Annotated in this window: 15 protein-coding genes, 1 rRNA gene and 1 pseudogene; 13 read left to right on the top strand and 4 right to left on the bottom strand. The window is 74.1% G+C overall.

Annotated features, from left to right (window positions below; genetic code table 11):
- Positions 1-154 precede the first annotated feature (154 nt).
- The 3 genes and pseudogenes from rrf to CG736_RS11170 all read left to right on the top strand — a co-directional run bounded on the left by rrf (position 155) and on the right by CG736_RS11170 (position 2700).
- Positions 155-271 (top strand): 5S ribosomal RNA (gene rrf, locus CG736_RS11160).
- 356 nt (positions 272-627) lie between these two features.
- Positions 628-1644, top strand: a pseudogene (locus CG736_RS36090) (hypothetical protein); the annotation flags it as partial.
- A gap of 174 nt (positions 1645-1818) precedes the next feature.
- On the top strand, positions 1819-2700 hold the full coding sequence (locus CG736_RS11170; protein ID WP_198520446.1) for a tetratricopeptide repeat protein: 882 nt from the start codon (positions 1819-1821) through the stop codon (positions 2698-2700).
- A 71-nt stretch (positions 2701-2771) separates the two neighbouring features.
- Here the strand turns inward: CG736_RS11170 and CG736_RS11175 are convergent, their stop codons facing one another.
- Positions 2772-4127, bottom strand: a complete 1356-nt coding sequence (locus tag CG736_RS11175; RefSeq protein ID WP_100586035.1) for a DUF1015 family protein — start codon at positions 4125-4127, stop codon at positions 2772-2774.
- A 108-nt stretch (positions 4128-4235) separates the two neighbouring features.
- Here CG736_RS11175 and CG736_RS11180 point away from each other — a divergent pair, with 108 nt between their 5' ends.
- Together CG736_RS11180 and CG736_RS11185 are read left to right on the top strand one after the other, a co-directional pair.
- A complete protein-coding gene (locus CG736_RS11180; protein ID WP_100586036.1) occupies positions 4236-4748 on the top strand; it encodes a M48 family metallopeptidase in 513 nt (170 codons plus the stop codon).
- A 42-nt stretch (positions 4749-4790) separates the two neighbouring features.
- Positions 4791-5825, top strand: coding sequence for an HAD-IIA family hydrolase (locus CG736_RS11185; RefSeq protein ID WP_100586037.1), 1035 nt, complete (start codon positions 4791-4793; stop codon positions 5823-5825).
- A 510-nt stretch (positions 5826-6335) separates the two neighbouring features.
- Here the strand turns inward: CG736_RS11185 and CG736_RS11190 are convergent.
- On the bottom strand, positions 6336-6683 hold the full coding sequence (locus CG736_RS11190; RefSeq protein ID WP_100586038.1) for an SCP2 sterol-binding domain-containing protein: 348 nt from the start codon (positions 6681-6683) through the stop codon (positions 6336-6338).
- Positions 6684-6867: 184 nt separating this feature from the next.
- Here CG736_RS11190 and CG736_RS11195 point away from each other — a divergent pair, with 184 nt between their 5' ends.
- The 4 genes from CG736_RS11195 to CG736_RS11205 all read left to right on the top strand — a co-directional run bounded on the left by CG736_RS11195 (position 6868) and on the right by CG736_RS11205 (position 9758).
- The gene (locus tag CG736_RS11195) at positions 6868-7773 is read left to right on the top strand and encodes a hypothetical protein (RefSeq protein ID WP_100586039.1); all 906 of its coding nucleotides are present in this window, start codon (positions 6868-6870) and stop codon (positions 7771-7773) included.
- Complete coding sequence (locus tag CG736_RS36095) at positions 7766-7921, top strand: hypothetical protein (protein WP_157815517.1); 156 nt, start codon at positions 7766-7768, stop codon at positions 7919-7921. Before CG736_RS11195 ends, CG736_RS36095 begins: the two co-directional genes overlap by 8 nt.
- 36 nt (positions 7922-7957) lie before the next feature.
- The gene (locus CG736_RS11200) at positions 7958-8764 is read left to right on the top strand and encodes a TlyA family RNA methyltransferase (protein ID WP_043910232.1); all 807 of its coding nucleotides are present in this window, start codon (positions 7958-7960) and stop codon (positions 8762-8764) included.
- Between the two features lie 91 nt (positions 8765-8855).
- Positions 8856-9758 carry an NAD kinase gene (locus CG736_RS11205; protein WP_100586040.1) on the top strand — a complete coding sequence of 301 codons (903 nt, stop codon included), beginning with the start codon at positions 8856-8858 and terminating at the stop codon, positions 9756-9758.
- Between the two features lie 98 nt (positions 9759-9856).
- On the opposite strand, the gene CG736_RS11210 is transcribed toward CG736_RS11205, so the two are convergent.
- Positions 9857-11332 carry a PLP-dependent aminotransferase family protein gene (locus CG736_RS11210; RefSeq protein WP_100586041.1) on the bottom strand — a complete coding sequence of 492 codons (1476 nt, stop codon included), beginning with the start codon at positions 11330-11332 and terminating at the stop codon, positions 9857-9859.
- A 113-nt stretch (positions 11333-11445) separates the two neighbouring features.
- Between CG736_RS11210 and CG736_RS11215 the strand changes: the two genes are divergently transcribed.
- The 3 genes from CG736_RS11215 (at position 11446) to CG736_RS11225 (ending at position 15183) form a co-directional block, all read left to right on the top strand.
- Positions 11446-12087, top strand: a complete 642-nt coding sequence (locus CG736_RS11215; RefSeq protein WP_100586042.1) for a YitT family protein — start codon at positions 11446-11448, stop codon at positions 12085-12087.
- Positions 12088-12151: 64 nt separating this feature from the next.
- Positions 12152-13885, top strand: coding sequence for a DNA repair protein RecN (gene recN, locus CG736_RS11220; protein ID WP_100586380.1), 1734 nt, complete (start codon positions 12152-12154; stop codon positions 13883-13885).
- Between the two features lie 137 nt (positions 13886-14022).
- Complete coding sequence (locus CG736_RS11225) at positions 14023-15183, top strand: glycosyltransferase family 4 protein (protein ID WP_100586043.1); 1161 nt, start codon at positions 14023-14025, stop codon at positions 15181-15183.
- A gap of 7 nt (positions 15184-15190) precedes the next feature.
- On the opposite strand, the gene CG736_RS11230 is transcribed toward CG736_RS11225, so the two are convergent.
- On the bottom strand, positions 15191-17143 hold the full coding sequence (locus CG736_RS11230) for a glycoside hydrolase family 15 protein (RefSeq protein WP_255419001.1): 1953 nt from the start codon (positions 17141-17143) through the stop codon (positions 15191-15193).
- 316 nt (positions 17144-17459) lie between these two features.
- Between CG736_RS11230 and CG736_RS11235 the strand changes: the two genes are divergently transcribed.
- The gene (locus CG736_RS11235) at positions 17460-19130 is read left to right on the top strand and encodes a CTP synthase (RefSeq protein ID WP_304528206.1); all 1671 of its coding nucleotides are present in this window, start codon (positions 17460-17462) and stop codon (positions 19128-19130) included.
- Positions 19131-19176: the final 46 nt, after the last annotated feature.

Consider the following 19176-nt stretch of genomic DNA (forward strand, 5'->3'; position numbering starts at 1 on the left):
AGGCCGAGGGCTTGTCCTCAGACGCTCGCGTTCACTGTGTGGTTCCCGGGTAGCGAACAGCTATCGCCGGTAAGGAACCGATCCATTCGGATCCGCCAGGTAAGTAGACACATATTTCAACTGAAAAGTGTGTTCGCTGAATACCCGATAGGGTTTCGGTGGTCATAGCATGAGGGAAACGCCCGGTTACATTCCGAACCCGGAAGCTAAGCCTCATAGCGCCGATGGTACTGCAGGGGGGACCCTGTGGGAGAGTAGGACGCCGCCGAACAATTCTTCAAAAGGCCGAGGCCCCAGCGATGAGCTGGGGCCTCGGCCTTTTTTGTTGGGCTTTTTCAGCCGAACACGACAGCCGGCGGACGGCGGTCGGGCACCCGGACGCGGTGCTCGTCCGTGTGCCGGACAATGGACAAGACGGACGTACCGGGCCCCGACGGGGTCCGAGGGATCGCCCGGATCGCGCGCTGGTGTCGAGGGATCGGCAGTGGCGCCTCTCAAGCCAGCAGTGTGCAGACAGGAGTCACCAGCATGTCGAACCCGCCCCAGGACCGGCCCGAGCGCCGTAACGACGGCGGCCGGGGGTACGAGCCCAGGTCGCGCGGGGGCTGGTCGAACGACCGTGGCCCGCGTCGTGACGACCGTGGCGAAGGCGGCGGCTACCGGGGTCGTGACGACCGCGGTGACCGTGGCGGCGACCGCGGGGGTTACCGCAGCGACCGTGGCGACCGGCCGTCGTACGGCGACCGTCCGCAGGGCGGTGGCTACCGTGGCCGCGATGACCGTCCCCAGGGTGGCGACCGTGGCGGCTTCCGCCGCGACGACCGTGGCGACCGCCCGTCCTACGGCGGTGGCGGCGGCTACCGCTCGCGTGACGACCGCCCGCAGGGTGGCGACCGTGGTGGGTTCCGCCGTGATGACCGCGGTGACCGCCCGCAGGGTGGGTTCCGTCGCGACGACCGTGGCGACCGCCCGTCGTACGGCGACCGTCCGCAGCGCAGTGGCGGGTTCGAGCGTCGCGACGACCGTGGCGACCGTCCGCAGGGTGGGTTCCGTCGCGATGACCGCGGTGACCGCCCGTCGTACGGGGACCGTCCGCAGAGCGGTGGCTTCCGCCGGGACGACCGCGGTGACCGTCCGCAGAGCGGTGGGTTCCGCCGGGACGACCGTGGCGACCGTCCGTCCTACGGTGACCGTCCGCAGCGCAGCGGTGGGTTCGAGCGTCGCGACGACCGCCCGCAGGGCGGGTTCCGTGGCCGCGACGACCGTCCCCAGGGTGGCGACCGTGGCGGGTTCCGCCGGGACGACCGCGGTGACCGTCCGCAGAGCGGTGGGTTCCGTCGCGATGACCGTGGCGACCGTCCGTCGTACGGTGACCGTCCGCAGCGCAGTGGCGGGTTCGAGCGTCGTGACGACCGCCCGCAGGGCGGCGACCGTGGTGGCTTCCGCCGCGATGACCGTGGCGACCGTCCCCAGGGCGGGTTCCGTCGCGACGACCGTCCGCAGGGCGGGTACCGGGACCGTGACGACCGCGGCGACCGTCCGTCGTACGGTGACCGTCCGCAGCGCAGCGGTGGGTTCGAGCGTCGTGACGACCGCCCGCAGGGTGGCTTCCGTGGCCGCGACGACCGTGGCGACCGTCCGCAGGGCGGCGGCTTCCGTGGCCGCGACGACCGTGGTGGCGAGCGCGGTGGCTTCCGCCGTGACGACCGCGGTGACCGTGGCGGCTTCCGCGGTCGTGACGACCGTGGTGGGTACCGGGGTGGCCGGGACGACCGTGGTGGGTTCCGTCGGGAGTACGACGAGCGCCGGCCGGAGCCGGTGCGCCGGCTGCCGATCCCGGACGACGTGACCGGCTTCGAGATCGACGCGGACGTGCGTCAGGACCTGAAGAGCCTGCCGAAGACGCTCGCGGACGACGTGGCCCGCAACCTGGTGATGGTCGCGCGGCTGCTCGACACCGAGCCGGAGGAGGCCTACAACTACTCGCGCGTCGCGCTGCGGCTGGCGTCGCGAGTGGCGAGCGTCCGCGAGGCGGCCGGTTTCGCGTCGTACATGACGCAGCGGTACTCCGAGGCGCTGACCGAGTTCCGGGCCGCGAAGCGGATGACCGGCCGGGTGGACCTGTGGCCGGTGATGGCGGACTGCGAGCGCGGTCTGGGTCGTCCGGAGCGGGCGCTGGCGATGGCCGGCGAGCCCGAGGTGAAGCAGCTGGACAAGGCCGGTCAGGTCGAGATGCGGCTGGTCGCGGCGGGTGCCCGTGCGGACCTGGAGCAGTTCGACGCGGCCGTGGTGACCCTGCAGAGCCCGGAGCTGGCGTCCTCGGCGATCCACCCGTGGACGGCGCGCCTGCGCTACGCGTACGCCGACGCGCTGATCGCGGCGGGTCGGGCGGACGAGGCCCGCGAGTGGTTCGTGAAGGCCGTGGAGGCCGACGCGGACGGCTCGACCAACGCTTCCGAGCGGCTGGCGGAGATCGACGGCGTGGAGTTCACCGACGCGCTGGACGAGGACGCCGAGGACGAGGCGCAGGAGTCCGAGGAGCCGGTGCGCAAGCCGATCGCGAAGGACGAGATCGGCGACGACCGGATGATCTTCGAGGACGAGGAGGACGTCGAGGAGTTCTACGACGACGACGACCTCGAGATCGACGAGGAGTACGACGAGGACTCCTCCGAGGAGAAGAAGCCGAAGCAGGCCTGATCCCCGGCTGATGGTCGGACGGCCCCCGTTCCGGGTAGGAACGGGGGCCGTTCTGCGTCGTCGGCCGGTTGTCAGCCGAGTTCGAGGGAGCGCAGAACCAGTCCGGTGGCCGGTTTGGGGCCGAAGGAGGTCGACTTGCGGGGCATGGTGACGCCCTGTTCGGCGAGGCGGCGGACCACGCGCTCCTCGACGGGGTGGAGCAGGACGGCGGTGCCGCCGGTGCGGGCGGCCTCGCGGACGGCGGCTTCGGCGGAGTGCAGGTAGCCGATGTGCTCGGGGCTGTCAGGGACGTGCCAGGTGCGGTCGAGCAGGGTGGCGTGCAGGACGGTGGCGTCGAGGCGGCGCCACTCCTCGGGTCGGTCGGTGCGGACGGTGGCTTCGAGGGTGGCCTCGTCGGGGCCGGTGAGCAGCAGGTAGCGGTCGTCGCCGGCGGTGAGGACGAAGGCGTTGCGGGCGTCCGTGCGAGCCTCGGCGAGGGCCTTGAGGGCGTCGTCGAGGGTGCCGGGGAGTTCGGTGAGCTGCCAGATGTCGGGGTCCAGGGCGGCCACTGCGGCGTGCAGGGGCAGTCGGTGCAGGACGCGGTGGATGGCGCGGACCTTCAGCGGGTAGCGGTCGGTGTCGACGAGCAGGACCAGGCCGCGGTCCCAGGGGCTGCGGGGCAGGTGGCGGTGCTCGCGTTGGAGCCGCAGGTACATCTCCCAGCGGTGGTGGCCGTCGGCGATCAGGGCGCGGCAGGTGGCCAGGTCGCGGCTGACGGCGGCCAGGTCGGCTGGGGCGGTGACGGCCCACAGACGGTGCTGGGTGCCGTCGGAGGTGGTGACGTGGAGCAGTGGTTCGCCGCCGGCGGTGCGGTCGACGACCTCGGCGGCCCGGCCGTGGCCGCGGTAGGTGAGCAGCAGGGGTTCGAGGTTGGCGCGGGTGGTGCGCATCAGGCCGACCCGGTCGGCGACGGGTTTGGGCATGACGTCCTCGTGGGGGAGGACGACGCCGGCTTCGGCGCCGCTGACGGCGAGGGCGCCGATCAGTCCGCGTTGGAGGTCGCCGGTGGGCGAGCGTTGCTCGTAGACGTACAACGCGGGCCGGGGGTCGGCGGTGAGGACGCCCCGTTCGCGCCAGTCGCGCAGCAGCCGGGCGGCGTGCCGGTAGCGGGTGTCGCGGTCGGGGCGGAGGCCTGAGTCCTCCGGTTCGGGACGCGGCAGGATGAGTCGGACGATGTTGTGCGGGTCCGAGGTCTCCAGGTCCTGGCGCCGTCCGGGGTCCACCACGTCGTACGGGGGTGAGGTCACCGCGGCCAGGTTGCCGACCTTCTGGGGGTCGTAGCGCAGGCCGCGGAACGGGGACAGGGACAGCCCTGCGGTGGCGACGTGCCCGGGGTCTCCGGGGCCGCCCGAGGGCTCGTTGCCGATTTCGGCACGAGGGGCGCTCATCCTGGGCATGTTAGCCGGGTACTCCTTGTTGGGAGATCGCGATTCGCGCAGCCGTTCCGGTTGCGGGGCGCCGCGACGGGTGCGTAACGGCTGAGCGGGGAGTGACGGATGAGCTATGGGAGTCATGACGGCGACGGCGCGGCGGCCTCCTCGGGGAGCGCGGCGGGGACGCCGGGCGGCGGGGTGTACGACTGGTTCCGGCGCGGGGTGCGGCTGTTGGAGGAGCGGCATCCGGCGGCGGCGGTGCAGCTGCTGGCGCGGGCGGCGGAGGCGGAGCCGGGGTCGCGGTCGATCCGGGAGGCGCTGGGGCGGGCGCAGTTCGACGCGGGGCAGTACGCGGCGGCGCTGGAGAGTTTCCGGACGGTGGCGGTGGCTGACCCGTCGGACGACTACGCGCAGTTCGGGTGGGGAGTGGCGGCGGCCCGGCTGGGGGACTTCGAGTCGTCCGCGGAGCACCTGGCGCTGGCGGTGGCGATGCAGCCGGGCAACAAGCACTACCGGGCGGCGCTGCGACAGACCCGGGCGACGCTGGCGGCCCGGGCGGGGGCGTTCGGTCCGCTGCGGCCGGGGGCGCCGGGGTATTTGGCTCCGCCGGAGGAGCCGGGCGGCGGCACGGCCTAAGGTGGCGGGGTCGATCGGTTCGAGGGGACAGGGAGCGGTGTGATGGCGGAGAGCGCCGACCAGGTGCGGAGCGTGCCGCAGGGCAGTGCGGTGGCGTTGACGGAGGTGTACGACACGGCGCTGCTGGACCTGGACGGGGTGGTGTACGCCGGGCCGCACGCGATCGAGCACGCGGTGGAGTCGTTGGAGCGGGCGCGGACCGCGGGCATGCGGCTGGCGTACGTGACGAACAACGCGTCGCGGCCGCCGTGGGTGGTGGCGCAGCACCTGTCGGAGCTGGGCGTGCCGGCCGAGCCCGCCGATGTGATCAACTCGGCGCAGGCGGCGGCGCGGCTGGTGTCGGAGAAGGTGCCCGCGGGGTCCCGGGTGCTGGTGATCGGCGGGGCCGGGCTGGTGGAGGCGCTGCAGGAACGCGGGCTGGTGCCGGTGCGCTCCCTGGCGGAGGACCCGGTGGCGGTGGCGCAGGGCTACGACCCGTCGGTGGGCTGGACGGACCTCGCGGAGGCCTCGTACGCGGTGGGCCGGGGCCTGCCGTGGGTGGCGTCGAACACGGACCTGTCGATCCCGACGGCGCGCGGCATCGCGCCGGGCAACGGGACGCTGGTGGCGGCCGTGTCGGCGGCGACCGGCGTGACGCCGGAGGTAGCGGGCAAGCCGCTGCCGCCGATGCACCGGGAGACGGTGCTGCGGACGGGCGCGAAGCGTCCGCTGGTGGTGGGCGACCGTCTCGACACCGACATCGAGGGCGCGTTCAACGGCGGCGTGGACTCGCTGCTGGTGTTCACCGGCGTCACCACGCCCGAACTGTTGCTCGCCGCCCCCGTGCAGCACCGTCCGACGTACCTGTCGGACGACCTGCGCGGCCTGCTGGAGCCGCAGCCGGTGGTGTCGGCGCTCGGCGGCGGCCGGTTCGGCTGCGGCGGCTGGGAGGCCGGCGTGGACGGCGGCACGCTGACCCTGGACGGCGCGGGCGAGCGGATCGACGCCCTGCGGGCGCTGTGCGCGGCGGCCTGGACGTGGGCGGACGTGAACGGCGCGGTGCCGGAGACGGCGAAGGCGCTGGCGGCGCTGCGCTGACCGTCAGGTTACGGCCCGTCAGGGACGGTGTCCCCGGGGTGTTTCGGCCGTCCGGGGGGGGGATGGTGCAGGGGCGTCGAGGGGTCGTGCGGGCGCTCGTGCTCGCGGTGGCGGCCTGCTGCCCGGTGGGGCCGGAGCCGGACGGGGCGGGGGATTCGTCGGGCCCGGCCGCGAGGGCGGAGCGAGTGGCTGGGACCTTCGAAGCGGTGGCGCCGGGAACGTTCCGGACGGTTCGCGGGATCGGCGGCGACGGAGTGTTCCGGTGGAGCGGGGCGGACGGTTCCTGGTGCTTCGGCGTGGGCGGTGGGCCGGAGGGCAGCCGGAGCAGTGTCTGTTTCCGGCTGGAGGCCCGTCCCCCGGCGGACGGCCCGGTGACCGAACCGCTGGGGGGCTTCCCGATCGGAGCGGGCGCGGTACTCCTGCTCGCCGCGGACCGGGAGCGGGTGATCGGAGCGACCAGCCGAAGTCACGGCCCCGCAGCGGGCGCAGCGCTGGGACTGTGCGTCGGGCTCAGAGCAGGCTGCGCAGGCGCAGCAGGTCGAGGAAGCTCGCGTCCAGCTTGAGGCGGCCGGTGGCCCAGGCGGTGGGGAAGGCCAGTGTGCCGTCGACCAGGGCGACCAGGTCGTGGCCGGTGGTGGTGAGCCGGATGTCGGCCTTGGCGGTGGGGGCGCCCGGGGCGTCGGTGATGCCGGTGAGCTGCCCGTCGGTGAGCCGCCCGGTGAAGGTCAGGTCGAGGTCGGTGAGGTGGCAGCTGAGCGACCGGTCGAGGGCGGCGGCCTTGCGGACGTCGCCGTTCGCGCCGGCGAGGTTGCGGCTGAGCTGCTCCAGTGCGGTGCGGCACTCCTCGATGGTGGCCATGGTGCGGCGTACTCCTGTCTCGGCGGTCGGTGCGGCGTCCCACGCTAACGCGCCGGGCGGGTGCGGTGGCCGGGTGGGGGAATGGGGGCCGACCGTGGGGTGGGTGGGGCAGCCGGGTACGGGTGGGGGTAGGACGGGGTAGCGTCAAGGCGGGCAGTCGGTGCCCGCGGAGGAGGCGGTACGGATGCTGCGGGATGCGGTGCGGGGTGTGGTGGTGGTCGCGACGGAGCTCGCCGAGGAGGCGAGCCGCCGGGTGCTGGGCGCGGCCGAGGAGTTGCTCCAGCGGACCGGTGAACTGCCGCCCGGGGTCGAGCAGTTGCGGGTGCTGGCCGGGGAGGCCGTGACGGCCGGTCGGGCCGGGGTGGACCTGGTCGCGGGCGTCGCCAAGGGCGAGGCCGAGCGGGTGTTCGAGAAGGTCGGCGACCAGGTGGTGAAGGTCGGCGTGGTGCTGAGCTTCCTGGAGTCGAAGCTGCGTGAGGTCGACGAGCCGGCCGCCCCCGAGCCCGAGCCGGCCCCGAAGGAGCCGACGGTCCGTCCGGCCGCCCGGGCCCAGGGTCTGTTCGACGCCGGGTGGGACGCGGAGCCCGCGCCTGCCGGTGGAGCGCCGGACGAGGCGGCGCCGGCGGCGAAGCAGGCCCCCGCCCACCGCGCACCGGCCCCCGGGAAGGCGACCGCCCGCAAGGGTGCGGCGGCCAAGCAGACGGCGGCGAAGCGCTCCGTGCCGCGGAAGGCCCCCGCGGAGGGCGGGGTGACGGCGACCCCGAAGACGGTGGCGAAGAAGGCCGCGGTGAAGAGGACCGCGGCGAAGAAGGCGGCCGTCGACAGCCCGTCGGCCCCGCTGCCGGCGGCGGCGAAGAAGACCGCACCGGCCAAGCGGACCGCGACCGCGAAGAAGGCCGCCACGGCGAAGAAGACCGCGACGGCGACGAAGACCGCGACCGCGAAGAAGGCCGCACCGGCCAAGGCGGCGGCCGGACGGGCCACGGCCGCTGACGGCGCGTCGGCCGGGAAGCCGGTGAAGAAGGCCGCCGTGCGGAAGCCCGCCGCGAAGCGCGACACCGGGGGCGCCGGGGGCACCGACGGTGAGTGAGGTGCAGTGGACGGGGGAGTCGGAGGTGGACGAGGCGCTGGCCCGGCTGGGGGAGGCCGACGGGGTGGGGGCGGGGGAGCGGGTCGAGGTGTACGAAGATGTTCATGCGCGGCTCGCCGCGACCCTCGCGGCGCTGGACCGCGAGTGACGATTGCGGAATGTGGGAGCTGACGTAGCAGTGGCAGTGGCACGACGCCGTCTGGATGCGGAGCTGGTGCGGCGGAAGTTGGCCCGCTCGCGCGAGCATGCGAGCGAGCTGATCGCGGCGGGCCGGGTGACGGTGGGCGGCACGGTGGCGACGAAGCCGGCGACGCAGGTGGAGACGGCGGCGGCCGTGGTGGTCGCGAAGGACGACGCGGACCCGGACTACGTCTCGCGGGGCGGGCACAAGCTGGCGGGCGCGTTCGCCGCGTTCGTGCCGCAGGGCCTGGTCGTGGCGGGCCGCCGGGCGCTGGACGCGGGCGCGTCCACCGGCGGGTTCACCGACGTGCTGCTGCGCGCGGGCGCCGCGCACGTGCTGGCGGTGGACGTCGGCTACGGGCAGCTCGCCTGGTCGCTGCAGAGCGACGAGCGGGTGACGGTGATGGACCGCACCAACGTGCGGGAGCTGACCCCGGAGCTGATCGGCGGCACGCTCGTCGACCTGGTGGTGGGCGACCTGTCGTTCATCTCGCTGGGCCTGGTGCTGCCCGCGCTGGCCGGCTGCGCGGCGCCGGACGCCGACCTGGTGCTGATGGTCAAGCCGCAGTTCGAGATCGGCAAGGACCGGCTGGGTTCGGGCGGCGTGGTGCGCTCGCCGGAGCTGCGGGCCGAGACGATCCGCCAGGTCGCTTCGCAGGCCTGGCAGTTGGGCCTCGGCGTGCGTGCGGTGACGGCGTCGCCGCTGCCCGGGCCGTCGGGGAACGTGGAGTATTTCCTGTGGCTGCGCCGGGACGCGGGCGAGCTGGATCCGGCCGAGGCGGACCGGGCCGTGGCGGAGGGCCCCAAGTAGGGTACTTGGCAGGCGTCCGAGCGTTGCGCAGACTGGCATGCCGCGGCCGGGCCAGCAGGGTCCGGCAGGCGTAGGGAGAGGGCAGCGGGCAATGAGCGATCGTCGTACGGTCTTCCTGATCGCGCACACCGGCCGGGAGGCCGCCCTGCGCAGTGTCGAAGGGCTGGTGGACGGCCTGCTGAAGGCGGGGATCCGGATCCGGCTGCTGGAGGCGGAAGCGGTGGGCCTCGACCTGCCGGACGGGGTGGAGTTGGTGCCGGGCGGGCCGGGCGCGGCCGACGGCTGCGAACTGATCCTGGTCGCGGGCGGGGACGGCACCCTGCTGCGGGGCGCGGAGTTGGCGCGCGAGTCGGGCCTGCCGATGCTCGGCATCAACCTGGGCCGGGTCGGCTTCCTCGCGGAGGCGGAACGCGACGACCTGGCGACGGTGGTCGACCGGGTGGTGGACGCCGACTACGCCGTCGAGGAGCGGATGACCATCGACGTGCTGGTGCGCACCAACGGCGATGTGCTGCACGAGGACTGGGCGCTGAACGAGGCCTCGGTGGAGAAGGCCGCGCGCGAACGGATGCTGGAGGTCGTCACCGAGGTCGACGGCCGCCCGGTGTCGAACTTCGGCTGCGACGGCGTGGTGCTGTCCACCCCGACCGGTTCGACGGCGTACGCGTTCTCCGGCGGCGGGCCGGTGGTGTGGCCGGAGGTGGAGGCGCTGCTGATGGTGCCGATCAGTGCGCACGCGCTGTTCGCCCGGCCGCTGGTGACCTCGCCGGACTCGGTGCTGGCGGTCGAGGTGCAGCCGAAGACGCCGCACGGGGTGCTGTGGTGCGACGGGCGACGCTCGGTCGAACTCCCGGCCGGGGCGCGGGTGGAGGTGCGGCGCGGCAAGACTCCCGTCCGCCTGGCGCGGCTGCACCGGGCGCCGTTCACGGACCGGCTGGTCGCCAAGTTCGCACTGCCGGTGACGGGTTGGCGGGGGCGGTCGGGGACGTCCTGACAGCGGGCGGGCGCGAAACCGGGGCGCGTGGGGGCACCTCCCAGCCCTGGCGGGCCGGGAGGTGCCCCCACGCGCCCCTGTCTTCGCGTCCTCCACCCTCAGAGGCTGCACGGCTCCGGATCCGCCGTCGTGAACCTCTCGTTGCGGGCGAGTTCGGCGGCCTCCGTGATGCGGTGGAGGGCGTCGGGGACGTGGGCGGCGGGGAGGGTGAGGGGGAGGCGGAGGTACTCCTCGAACGCGCCGTCGATGCCGAAGCGGGCGCCGGAGGCGATGCGGACGCCGAGGCGTTCGCCGGCCCGGGCGAGGGCGGTGGCGGGGAGGCCGGGGGTGGCCACCCAGAGGGCGAGGCCGCCGGGCGGGAGGGTGAAGCGCCAGTGGGGGAAATGCCGGGGCAGGGCTTCGGCGAAGGCTTCGGCGGTGGCGCGCAGGCCGGTGTGGCGGTCGGTGCGGACGGCGGGCAGGTGATGGGTCAGCAGGCGGGCGCAGATCAGTTGGTCGAGGACCGGGGTGCCGAGGTCGTACAGGGCCCGGTCGGTGGCCAACTTCCGTACCAGGGAGGGTTGGGCGCGCAGCCAGCCGATCCGCAGGCCGGGCCAGAGCAGCTTGCCGGCCGAGCCGACGGTGATCACCCGGGCGTCGCGGTCGAGCGCGGCGAGCGGCCGGGGCAGCGCGGAGTCGTCGACGTTCCAGCCGAGTTCGGCGCAGGTCTCGTCGGCGAGGACGGCGGTGCCGGCGGCGCGGGCGTGGGCGAGCAGGTCGCGGCGCTGGTCCTCGTCGATGAGGGCGCCGGTGGGGTTCTGGAAGTCGGGGATGGCGGAGACGAGTTTCGGGGCGGCGCCGCGGAGCACCCGCTGCCACTGCGGGAGGTCCCAACCGGCCTGGCCGGTGCGGCCGGTGGTGAACGGGACGGGCACCAGGCGGGCGCCGAACCGGTCCAGGGCGCGCAGCGTGTTGGGGTAGCTGGGCGCTTCGACGGCGACCCGGTCGCCGCGGGTGAGCAGTGCGTGGTGGACCAGGTGCAGGGCGCTCATCGCGCCGGTGGTGATCAGGACCTGGTCGGGGCCGGTGGGCAGGCCGCGTTCGGTGTAGCGGTGGGCGACGGCCTCGCGCAGCACGGGCAGGCCGGTGGGGTAGGTGCCGTGGCCTGCGGCGTACGCGGGCAGCCGGTCGAGGGCGTGGGCGGCGGCCTCGGCGAGTTGCGGCGGGGCGGTGGGCGCGGCCAGGCCGAGGTCGAGTTCGGTGCCGGTCCGGTCGGGGGCGAGCGGGTGCAGGGTGTCGGCGGGCGGCCGGGTGCCGTCCGGCAGGGCCGTCCAGGAGCCGGCGCCGCGCCGTGAGCGCAGGAAGCCGTCGGCGCGCAGCGCCTCGTACGCGGCGGCGACGGTGGTGCGGCTGAGGCGGAGTTCGGCGGCGAGTTCGCGTTCGGCGGGCAGCCGGGTGCCGGCCGGGAGGCGGCCGTCGGCGACCAGCCGGGACACCCGGTCGGCGAGCGCCCGGTAGGCGGGGCGGCCGCCGTCCGCCGGGGGCAGTTGGCAGGCCAGGGCGTGCGGGGTCAGCGTGCTGTGCCACTCGGCCATCGGAAATCAGTCCACTCGGATCGGATTGGCCCTGTCGGGTGCCCTTTTGGACCGCCCATAGTGACGGTCAGTGCCGAGGATCGGCAAGCACCGCACGAAATGAGGTCCACCCGATGGCGGTCTCCCTGCCCCTGTCCGCGAACTCCGCCGACCTTCCCCGCCGCCTGCTCCGACTGGCCGCCGGCCTGGTGCTGTACGGCGTCTCGATGGCCCTGGTGCTGCGCTCCTCGCTGGGCGGCAACCCGTGGGACGTCTTCCACCAGGGCCTGGCCCGGCACGTCGGCCTGAGCGTCGGCACCTGGGTGACGCTGGTCGGCCTGCTGGTGCTGCTGCTGTGGATACCGCTGCGGCAGAAGCCCGGCATCGGCACCGTCGGCAACGTCGCCGTGCTCGGCGTCGCGATGGACGCCACGCTGGCGCTGCTGCCGCACCCGCACGCGCTGGCCGCCCGGGTCCCGCTGCTGGCGACCGGCATCGTGCTCAACGCCGTGGCGACCGGCCTGTACATCGGGGCGCGGCTCGGCCCGGGCCCGCGCGACGGCCTGATGACCGGCCTGCACCGGCGCACCGGCCGCTCCGTGCGGCTGATCCGCACCGCGATCGAGTTGACCGTGCTGGCCGCCGGCATCGCCCTCGGCGGGACGTTCGGCGTCGGCACGGTCGCCTACGCGCTGGCGATCGGCCCGCTGGTGCAGTTCTTCCTGCCGCGTCTCACGGTGCCCGACCGGACCGCCGGCGCCGCCACTGTCGGGTGAACCGGGGGGCGGTCGTCGCGAACCGACGGTGGAACCTCGTAAGGTCGTCTCCGTGTTGGACGAGATGCGGATACGAGATCTGGGTGTCATCGACGACGCGGTGGTCGAACTCGCGCCCGGTTTCACCGCCGTCACCGGTGAGACCGGCGCCGGCAAGACCATGGTGGTGACCAGCCTCGGGCTGCTGCTCGGCGGCCGGGCCGACCCGGCGCTGGTGCGCAACGGCTCCGAGCGGGCCGTCGTCGAGGGCCGGCTGACCCTCGAACCGGACTCCGCGGTGGTCGCCCGGGCGGTCGAGGCGGGCGCCGAACTCGACGACGGCGAGCTGCTGATCAGCCGCACCGTCTCCGCCGAGGGCCGCTCCCGGGCGCACGTCGGCGGCCGCTCGGTGCCGGTCGGCCTGCTCGCCGAGCTCGGCGAGGACCTGATCGCCGTGCACGGCCAGACCGACCAGCAGCGGCTGCTGCGCCCGTCCCGGCAGCGCGGCGCGCTCGACCGGTACGCGGGCGAGGCCGTCGCCGAGCCGCTGGCCCGCTACCGCGAGGTGTACCGCGCCCTGCGCGAGGTCTCCGCGACGCTGGAGGAGCTGACCACCCGGGCCCGCGAGCGCGCCCAGGAGGCCGATCTGCTGCGCTTCGGCCTGGAGGAGATCGCCGCCGCCGAACCCGTCGTGGGGGAGGACGCCGAGCTGGCCGTGGAGGCCGAGCGCCTCGGCCACGCCGACGCGCTGTCCTCCGCCGCGACGCTCGCGCACGCCGCGCTGGCCGGCGACCCCGCCGACCCGGAGGCGGTCGACGCGGGCACCCTGCTCGCCCAGGCCCGCCGCGCCGTGGACGCCGTCCGCCACCACGACGAGCGCCTCGCGCAGCTCGCCGACCGGCTCGGCGAGGTCGGCTACCTGCTCGCCGACGTGGCCGGCGACCTCGCCGGGTACGCCGACGACCTGGACGCCGACCCGGTCCGCCTGGCCGCCGTCGAGGACCGCCGTGCGATCCTCGCCCACCTGGTGCGCAAGTACTCCGGCACCGAGGGCACCCTCGCCGAGGTGATCGCCTGGGCCGAGGCCGGCTCGGTGCGGCTGCTGGAGCTCGACGGCGACGACGAGCGGATCGACGAACTCGGTGCGCAGGAGAACGAGTTGCGCGCCCGGCTGGCCGACCTGGCGGCCGAGGTGTCGCAGGCCCGGCACGCCGCCGCCGACAAGTTCGCCGCCGCGGTCTCCGACGAGCTCGCCGAACTCGCCATGCCGCACGCCCGGGTGACGTTCGCGATCAGCCAGGTCGACGACCTGTCCGGCATCGAGGTCGACGGCCGCACCGTCTCCTACGGCCCGCACGGCGTCGACGAGGTCGAGGTGCTGCTCGCCCCGCACCCCGGCGCGCAGCCCCGCCCGATCGCCAAGGGCGCCTCGGGCGGCGAGCTGTCCCGCGTCATGCTGGCCGTCGAAGTGGTGTTCGCCGGCGCCGACCCGGTGCCGACCTACCTGTTCGACGAGGTCGACGCGGGCGTCGGCGGCAAGGCCGCCGTGGAGATCGGCCGCCGCCTGGCCAAGCTCGCCCGCAGCGCCCAGGTGGTGGTGGTCACCCACCTGCCGCAGGTCGCGGCGTTCGCCGACCGGCACCTGGTGGTGGAGAAGACCAACGACGGCGTCGTCACCCGCAGCGGCGTGAAGACCCTCAGCGACGAGGAACGGGTGCGCGAGCTGTCCCGGATGCTGGCCGGCCTGGAGGATTCCGAGCTCGGCCGGGCGCACGCCGAGGAGCTGCTGGAAGCCGCCCGCACCGCCCGGGCCCGCTGACCCGCCGTTCCGCCGCGTCGCCCGGGCCCGTCCGGCCGGGCGACGCGCCCGCAGCGGTGCCGACTGTCCAAGAGGGCGACCGACCTGGCATCGTGGCGAGCGGACACCAGCTGACAACGAGTCGGAGCGAGAACGACGTGGACCATTCCGCCGCCCGGGCCACCGCGGCCCCCCAGCTGCACGTGGTGCTCGTCCTGGCCGCCGCGACGGGCGGGATCGGCGCGCACGTGCGCTCCCTGACGCAGGGTCTGGTCGCCCACGGGGTGACGGTGACGGTCTGCGCGCCCGAGGGCACCGACCGCCGGTACGGCTTCTCCGCGGCCGGCGCCCGCCTGCACACGGTCGACATCACCCCCACCTCGGGGGCCCGCTCCGACGCCGTCGCGATCGGCGAACTGCGCCGCGCGTTCACCGGCGCCGACATCGTCCACGCGCACGGCCTGCGGGCCGGCCTGCTGGCCGACCTGGCGCTGCGCACCGCGGGCCGGTTCCCCGGCATCCGCCCGGAGACCCCGCTGGTGGTCACCTCGCACCACGCGCTGCTCGCCACCGGCCTGGAGCGCCGCCTGCAGCGCCTGATGGAGCGCCGGGTGGTGCGGGCCGCCGACCTGGTCCTCGGCGCGTCCTCCGACCTGGTCGCCCGGGCCCGCGAACTGGGCGCCACCGACGCCCGGCTCGGCCCGGTCGCCGCCCCGCCGATGCCGCCCGCCGCACTGGACCGGGCGGCGGCCCGCGCCGCGCTGCCCGGCGGCGACGACGGCCGCCCCGTGGTGCTGGCGATCGGCCGCCTGGTGGCGCAGAAGTGCTTCGCGCTGCTGCTGGACGCCGTCCCGCACTTCGCCGCGCCCGGCGGGCCGATGCCGCACGTGCTGCTGGCCGGCGACGGCCCCGAGCGGCAGGCGCTGGCCGAGCGGGTGCGCGTCGAGCGGCTGCCCGTGGAGGTGCTCGGCCACCGCGACGACATCGCCGAACTGCTGGCCGCCGCCGACCTGGTGGTGCTCTCCTCCCGCTGGGAGGCCCGCTCGCTGGTCGCCCAGGAGGCGATGCGGGCCGGCGTGCCGGTGGTCGCCACCGCCGTCGGCGGCGTCCCCGAACTGGTCGGCGACGCCGCCGTGCTGGTCCCGTTCGCCGACCCGCGGGCGCTCGGCGGAGCGGTCCGCGAACTGCTCGGCGACGAGCAGCGGCGCGCCGAACTCGCCGACGCCGGCCGCGCCCAGGCCCGCACCTGGCCGGACGAGGCCGCGACCGTCGCCCAGGTGCTGTCCGTCTACGACGAACTGGTGCAGCGTCAGAACTGACGCCAGGTCAGTCCGTGTGCAGGTTCAGCCCGCCCGCGGCGGTCAGCCGCAGTGCCGTGTCGATCAGCGGAACATGGCTGAACGCCTGCGGGAAGTTGCCGACCTGACGGCGCGTCCGGGAGTCCCACTCCTCGGCGAGCAGCCCCAGGTCGTTGCGGAGCGACAGCAGCCGTTCGAACAGTTCGCGGGCCTCGCCGACCCGGCCGATCATCGCCAGGTCGTCGGCCAGCCAGAACGAGCAGGCCAGGAACGCCCCTTCGTGCCCCGACAGCCCGTCCACGTTGTTGCCTTGCTCGTCGTGGGTCGGATAGCGGAGCACGAAGCCGTCCTCGGTGGACAGTTCGCGCTGGATCGCCTCGATGGTGCCGATCACCCGCTTGTCGTCCGGCGGCAGGAAGCCGACCTGCGGGATCAGCAGCAGCGAGGCGTCCAGCTCCTTCCCGCCGTAGTACTGGGTGAAGGTGTTGCGCTCCGGGTCGTAGCCCTTGGCGCACACGTCGGCGTGGATCTCGGCGCGCAGCTTCTCCCAGCGCTCCGCCAGGCCCGGCGGCACGTTCTCCAGCTGCTCCAGCAGCTTCAGGGTGCGGTCGACGGCGACCCAGGCCATCACCTTGGAGTGCACGAAGTGCCGGCGCGGGCCGCGGACCTCCCAGATGCCCTCGTCGGGGTTGCGCCAGTGGTCCTCCAGGTACTCGATCAGGCGCAGCTGGAGCTGGTGGGCGTGGTCGTGCCGGGCCAGTCCGGACATGGTGGCCAGGTGCAGGGCCTCGACGACCTCGCCGTACACGTCGAGCTGGAGCTGCCCGGCGGCGCCGTTGCCGACCCGGACCGGGCGGGAGTCCTCGTAGCCGGGCAGCCAGTCGAGTTCGGACTCGGTGAGTTCGCGCTCCCCGGCGATGCCGTACATGATCTGCAGGTTCTCCGGGTCGCCGGCCACCGCGCGCAGCAGCCACTCGCGCCAGGCGCGGGCCTCCTCGCGGTAGCCGGTGCGCAGCAGCGACGACAGGGTGATCGCGGCGTCCCGCAGCCAGGTGTAGCGGTAGTCCCAGTTGCGTTCGCCGCCGAGGTCCTCGGGCAGCGAGGTGGTGGGGGCGGCGACGATGCCGCCGGTGGGGGCGTAGGTGAGGGCCTTCAGGGTGATCAGCGAGCGGACCACGGCCTCCCGGTAGGGGCCCTGGTGGCGGCACTGCTCGACCCACTCGCGCCAGAAGCGCTCGGTGTTCGCGAGCGCGTCCTCGGCGTCCGGCGGCGCGGGGGCCGCCTCGTGCGAGGCCTGCCAGGTCAACCCGAAGGCGATCCGCTCACCGACGGTGACGGTGAAGTCGGCGTACGTGGTCAGGTCGCGGCCGTAGGTCTCGGCCCGGCCGTCCAGCCACACCGAGTCGGGGCCGGCCACGGCGACGGTGCGGTGGCCGCCCCCGGGCTGCTCGACCCGGTGCACCCAGGGCACCACCCGGCCGTAGCTGAACCGCATCCGCACCGCCGAGCGCATCCGGACGGTGCCGGCCAGGCCTTCCACGATCCGGATCATCTGCGGCACGTCGGGGGTGCCGAGCAGGTGGCGCGGCGGCATGAAGTCGGTCACCCGGACGGTGCCGCCCTGGGTGTCCCACTCCTGTTCGAGGATCAGCGAGTCGCCCCGGTAGCGGCGCCGGTCGCAGGGCAGCGCGGGCGCGGCTGCCGTCTCCGGCGGGACGGCCGGCTCGTCCGCGTCCAGCAGGGTGCGGCGCGGCGGGGCGGCGGCGGGCGGCGGCTCGACGGGCAGCGCCGGGCCGATCCGCCAGAAGCCGTGCTCGTCGGTGCCGAGCAGCCCCGCGAACACCGCCGGCGAGTCGAACCGCGGCAGGCACAGCCAGTCGACCGCGCCGTCCCGGCGGACCAGTGCGGCCGTCTGCATGTCCCCGATGAGCGCGTAGTCCTCGATGCGACCGGCCATGGCTCTCCGTTCCCAGCGGCCCAGCGTGCCCCGGCGGCGGTGCGCGAGGGGCGGGCGAGGATGTCGACGTTTGAGCAGAATACGTGGATTCGGGTGTTTCGGGCGCAGCTACGCGCCCCGTCCGCCTGCCCACTCCCCTTGTGCCGCAAGCCCTCCGGGCCGGTTTTCGACCACCCGGCTGCGCCGTCCGGCCGACGCGCCGAAGCCCTCTCCACCCGGACGCGGGCGAGCACTCGCCGGGGCACTGATACGCTGGTATCCCGTGGAACTGGTGGGAACGAGGGCCGGGAGCCCCTCCACCGGCGTCACTCTCCGACACGACACCCACGGGAGCCCCCTCTTGGCACAGCCCCATTCCGGCAAGTCGGCCAACGGCCGCGCCGTGACGACCAAGCACCTCTTCGTCACCGGGGGTGTCGCCTCTTCGCTCGGCAAGGGCCTCACCGCCTCGAGCCTCGGCGCCCTGCTCAAGGCCCGCGGCCTGCGCGTGACCATGCAGAAGCTCGACCCGTACCTCAACGTGGACCCGGGCACCATGAACCCGTTCCAGCACGGTGAGGTCTTCGTCACCGACGACGGCGCCGAGACCGACCTCGACATCGGTCACTACGAGCGTTTCCTCGACACCAACCTGCACGGCTCGGCGAACGTCACCACCGGCCAGGTCTACTCCACCGTGATCGCCAAGGAGCGGCGCGGCGAGTACCTCGGCGACACCGTCCAGGTCATCCCGCACATCACCAACGAGATCAAGTCCCGGATCCGCCGGATGGCGACCGAGGACGTCGACGTGGTCATCACCGAGGTCGGCGGCACCGTCGGCGACATCGAGTCGCTGCCGTTCCTGGAGGCCGTCCGCCAGGTCCGCCACGAGGTCGGCCGGGACAACGTCTTCTTCGTGCACGTCTCGCTGCTGCCCTACATCGGCCCGTCCGGCGAGCTCAAGACCAAGCCCACCCAGCACTCGGTGGCCGCGCTGCGCAACATCGGCATCCAGCCCGACGCGATCGTGCTGCGCGCCGACCGCGAGGTGCCGCAGGCCATCAAGCGCAAGATCTCGCTGATGTGCGACGTCGACGAGGAGGCCGTGGTCGCCGCGATCGACGCCAAGTCGATCTACGACATCCCCAAGGTCCTGCACGCCGAGAACCTGGACGCCTACGTGGTGCGCCGCCTCGACCTGCCGTTCCGCGACGTCGACTGGACCACCTGGGACGACCTGCTGCGCCGCGTCCACGAGCCGCAGCACGTGGTCAAGGTCGCTCTGGTCGGCAAGTACATCGACCTGCCCGACGCCTACCTGTCGGTGACCGAGGCGCTGCGCGCCGGCGGCTTCGCCAACAACGCCCGGGTCGAGATCAAGTGGGTCACCTCCGACGACTGCGAGACCCCCGAGGGCGCGCAGGAGCAGCTCGGCGACGTCGACGCGATCTGCATCCCCGGCGGGTTCGGCGACCGAGGTGTGGACGGCAAGGTCGCCGCGATCACCTACGGCCGTGAGAACAAGATCCCGCTGCTCGGCCTCTGCCTGGGTCTGCAGTGCGTGGTCATCGAGGCCGCCCGCAACCTGGCCGGCCTGCCCGAGGCGAACTCCACCGAGTTCGACTCGGCCGCGAAGTACCCCGTCATCTCGACCATGGCCGAGCAGCTCGCCATCGTCGACGGCAAGGGCGACCTGGGCGGCACGATGCGCCTGGGCCTGTACCCGGCGAAGCTCGCCGAGGGCTCGATCGTGCGCGAGGTGTACGGCGGCGAGCAGTACGTCGAGGAGCGCCACCGCCACCGCTACGAGGTCAACAACGCGTACCGCGCCGACCTGGAGAAGACCGGCCTGCAGTTCTCCGGCCTCTCCCCGAAGGGCGACCTGGTCGAGTACGTCGAGTACCCGCGCGAGGTCCACCCCTACCTGGTCGCCACCCAGGCCCACCCCGAGCTGAAGTCCCGCCCGACCCGGCCGCACCCGCTGTTCGCGGGCCTGGTCGCCGCGGCGATCGACCGCAAGGTCGGCTGACGGTTCGCTGTTGCGCGTGAAGCCGCCCGTCCCGGAGTTCGCTCCG

Origin of the sequence: Kitasatospora sp. CB02891 (assembly GCF_002803145.1) — a bacterium.
Taxonomy (GTDB): Bacteria; Actinomycetota; Actinomycetes; order Streptomycetales; family Streptomycetaceae; genus Kitasatospora; species Kitasatospora griseola.